4 protein-coding genes are annotated in these 3,891 nt (G+C 65.6%); all 4 read left to right on the top strand.

Annotated elements, in window-relative coordinates:
* The coding region (locus tag PF446_RS10695; protein WP_298071409.1) for an efflux RND transporter permease subunit at positions 1-1,107 on the top strand (1,107 nt) is incomplete at its 5' end.
* Entirely contained in the window at positions 1,104-1,562 is a 459-nt protein-coding gene (locus PF446_RS10690) for an OsmC family protein (RefSeq protein WP_298071408.1), read from the top strand. The genes PF446_RS10695 and PF446_RS10690, both read left to right, overlap by 4 nt.
* 68 nt (positions 1,563-1,630) lie before the next feature.
* Positions 1,631-2,491 (top strand): S1/P1 nuclease, encoded by an 861-nt coding sequence (locus PF446_RS10685; protein WP_298071407.1) that lies wholly within the window; start codon positions 1,631-1,633, stop codon positions 2,489-2,491.
* Between the two features lie 63 nt (positions 2,492-2,554).
* On the top strand, positions 2,555-3,891 hold a 1,337-nt coding region (gene pyk, locus PF446_RS10680), incomplete at its 3' end, for a pyruvate kinase (protein WP_298071406.1).

Genomic DNA, 3,891 nt, shown 5'->3' with positions numbered 1-3,891 from the left:
GTGCGCAAGATCGCCACCGGCCTGGAGAAGGACTTCAAGGCCAACAAGGACATCGTCGACGTGGACACCAGTGTGGAGGCCAATTCGCCACGTGATGTGGTGGTGGTCGATCGCGCGCGCGCTGCGGAGCTGGGCCTGAGCCAGGCGACCATTGCCCGGGCTCTGCGCACCGCGTTGTCGGGGGACGACGCGACCTACCTGATGGATGGCCATGCGCGCTACGCGGTGCCGGTTCGCCTGCGCCTGTCGGCCGCCGACCAGGCCTCGCTGAGCCAGCTGCTGGCGCTGCGCGTGCGTTCGGACAACGGCGCGCTGGTGCCGTTGTCCGAGGTGGTCAAGGTGCGCAAGGCCAACTGGGAGAAGGCGATCTACCACAAGGACCTGTTGCCCTATGCCTACGTCACCGGCGATGACGCCGGTGCCACCGACAGCCCGCTGTACGGCATGTTTTCGCTGGTCGGCAAGCTCGACCACGCCACGGTGTCCGGTCACCATCTGGGGCAGTACTTCATCCACCAGCCACCCGACACGGCGCACTATGCGGTGAAATGGGACGGCGAGTGGCAGAGTACCTACGAGACCTTCCGCGACATGGGCATCGCCTACTCGGTGGGCTTGCTGCTGATCTATCTGCTGGTCGTCGGCCAGTTCAAAAGCTACGTGGTGCCGCTGATCATCATGGCACCGATCCCCCTGACCGTGATTGGCGTGATGCCGGGCCACGCGCTGCTGGGCGCGCAGTACACCGCCACCTCGATGATCGGCATGATCGCGCTGGCCGGCATCATCGTGCGCAACTCGATCCTGCTGATCGATTTCATCAATCACGCACTGGCCGCGGGTCGGCCGCTGCGCGACGCGGTGATCGACGCCGCCGCGGTGCGCGCCAAGCCGATCATACTGACCGGCGTGGCGGCCATGCTGGGCGGGTTCTTCATCCTGGATGACCCCATCTTCCAGGGTCTGGCAGTGTCGCTGATCTTCGGAGTCCTGGTGTCCACGGTGCTGACGCTGCTGGTGATCCCGTTGCTCTACTACGCCTATCTGCATCGCCAGGGTGAGCATCCGCGCCTACCCGGCACGGTCATCGAGGAGGAAACCACATGAGCGACCAAGACACGCAGACCTTCGGCCTGACGCTGGAACAGGTGGACAACTATGAGTTCCGCGTTCGATTCGACGACACCGCGATTCCTGACCTGACCACCGACGAGCCCGAGCCGCTGGGTGACGGCGACGGCCCCAATCCGTCGCGTCTGCTGGTCGCGGCGATCGCCAATTGCCTGGCGGCCAGCCTGCTGTTCGCCATGCGCAAGTTCAAGAACGCACCCGGAGCCCTCAAGGCCACGGCAAAGGCGTCCATGCAGCGCAATCAGGCAGGGCGCTGGCGCATGGAGCGCGTGGCGGTGGATCTGCACCTGTCCGATCCGGCAGCTGAACTGGAGCATCTGGAGCGCATCATCGGGCAGTTCGAGGACTTCTGCATTGTCACCCAGAGTGTGCGCCAGGGCGTGGCTGTGGACGTGCGGGTTCTGGACCGGGAAGGCCGCGTGGTCAACTGAAGGCGTGTCGCGGGAAGGTCACGAGCCTGTGCCACAATAATGCGTCCCCACACCGACGACCGACCGACATGCCACGCAAGCTGCGTCTCCTGCCCATTCTCGCCATCCTGGTCCTGATCTCGCCGGTCGCTCTGGCCTGGGGTCCCGAGGGGCATGCCATCATTGCCGAAATCGCCCAGCGTCATCTTGATCCGGCCGCCGCGCAAGAGGTTCATCAACTGCTCGCGCTGGAGGGCAAGACCCGGCTCGACCAGGTGTCTTCGTGGCCGGACCAGATCCGCAAGGATCATCCCGAGACGGGTCCATGGCATTACGTGGACACCCCCCTGCGCGCGCCGCGCTACAACGTGCGCCGTGACTGTCCGCAGGGCAACTGCATCGTCCGCAAGCTGCCGCACTTCGCGCATGTGCTGGCCAACCGCAAGGCATCGCCGCAGGCGCGGCTCGAGGCGCTGAAATGGGTGGTGCACCTGGTCGGCGACATCCACCAGCCGATGCACAATGTCGATCACGACGACAAAGGCGGCAACACCGTCAAGCTGGTCTATTTCGGCCATCCGACCAACCTGCACCGGATGTGGGACACCAACATCCTCGAGCATCATTACGGCCTGCACATGGGGCCGCATTACAGCTTCGATCGCGATGCGACGCGTGCCATTGCCGCACGCATGAACGCATCCATCGGCGCCGCCCGGCTAGCCCGCTGGACCCCCCCGATGGCGTTGCAGAACATTGCACCGGAGGCCGTGCGCTGGTCCAACCATTCACATGCCCTGGCCCGGAAGGTGGCGTATGGCGATCTTCCCGATCGGCGTCGTGAAGGCTGGTCGGTGGTCTACCAGGCGAAGGCCTGGCCGGTGGTCAGGAACCAGATTGAAGCGGCTGGTGTACGTTTGGCCGATGTCCTCAACGCTGCACTTCGCTGAGCGTTCGCCCTCGGCTTTCCCGCTCCGGGCATCCCGGCCCGTAGCTGTGCTAGGTTCTTTCCGATGACACAGACTCGACGTACCAAGATTGTTGCCACCCTCGGCCCCGCCACCGACAAGCCGGGCATGCTCGAGGCCATTCTCGAAAACAGCGTGGATGTGGTCCGCCTGAATCTTTCGCATGGCGTGCCCGATGATCACCGCCGCCGGGCCGAGGCGGTGCGCAAGACGTCGGCCGCGGTCGGGCGCGAGGTCGGCATCCTGTGTGACCTGCAGGGCCCGAAGATCCGCATCGAGCGTTTTGCCGAGGGTCCGGTGCAGCTCGAGAAGGGCGCCGAATTCGTGCTGGACTGCCGGGACGACGCGCCGGATGGCGACCAGACCCGGGTTGGCTGCAGCTATCTGGGTCTTCCCAGGGACGTGCAGAAGGGCGACATCCTGCTGCTCGACGACGGCCTGGTCGCGCTGGAAGTGCAGCGCGTGGAGGGAAGCGAGATTCATACCGTCGTCTCGGTGCCCGGCAAGCTTTCCAACCGCAAGGGCCTGAACCGTCAGGGCGGCGGACTGAGCGTCGATGCACTGTCGGAAAAGGACCGCAACGACATCCGGCTGGCTGCCGAGCTGGGTGCCGATTTCCTGGCGGTATCGTTTGTGCGTACTGCCCAGGACATGCACGAGGCCCGGCGCCTGATGCGTGAGGCCGGCGGCGATGCCGCGCTGGTGTCCAAGATCGAGCGCGCCGACGCGATCCCGGTGCTGGCCGAGATCATCGAGGCCTCCGATGTGGTGATGGTGGCGCGTGGCGATCTCGGCGTGGAGATCGGCGATGCCGAGTTGCCCGGCCTGCAGAAAAAGATCATCCGCGAGGCCCTGCGTCTGAACCGAGCCGTGATCACCGCCACCCAGATGCTGCAGTCGATGGTCGAAGCGCCGATCCCGACCCGGGCCGAGGTGCTCGACGTGGCCAACGCAGTGATCGACGGAACCGACGCGGTGATGCTGTCGCAGGAGTCGGCTGCCGGTGCGCATCCTGATCTTGCGGTGCAGGCCATGCGTCGGATCTGCCTCGGTGCCGAACGCCAGTTCGAGCCCCAGGACGATCTGCGCGAAAGTTCGCACAACCTCGACCGCAGCGACCAGGCGATCGCCCTGGCCGCGGTGTTCCTGGCCGCGCGCCTGAAGGTGCGCGCGATCATCGCCCTGACCGAATCCGGCGCCACCGCGCAGTGGCTGTCGCGGTACCGTTTCGCGGTCCCCATTTATGCACTCTCGCCCAGCGCCGAAGCACGTCGGCGCATGCTGATCCTGCGCGACGTCAAGCCGATCGCCTTCGAGCACGGCCACATGGACCCCGCGCACTCCGCGCGCGCCGCGGTGCAGAGCCTGTTCGAACTGGGCCG

This window comes from Oleiagrimonas sp., from assembly GCF_027858935.1.
In the GTDB taxonomy this organism is placed as follows: domain Bacteria; phylum Pseudomonadota; class Gammaproteobacteria; order Xanthomonadales; family Rhodanobacteraceae; genus Oleiagrimonas.
The sequence above is the reverse complement of the archived record's forward strand: the minus strand, read 5'-3'. Positions and strand labels throughout refer to the sequence as shown.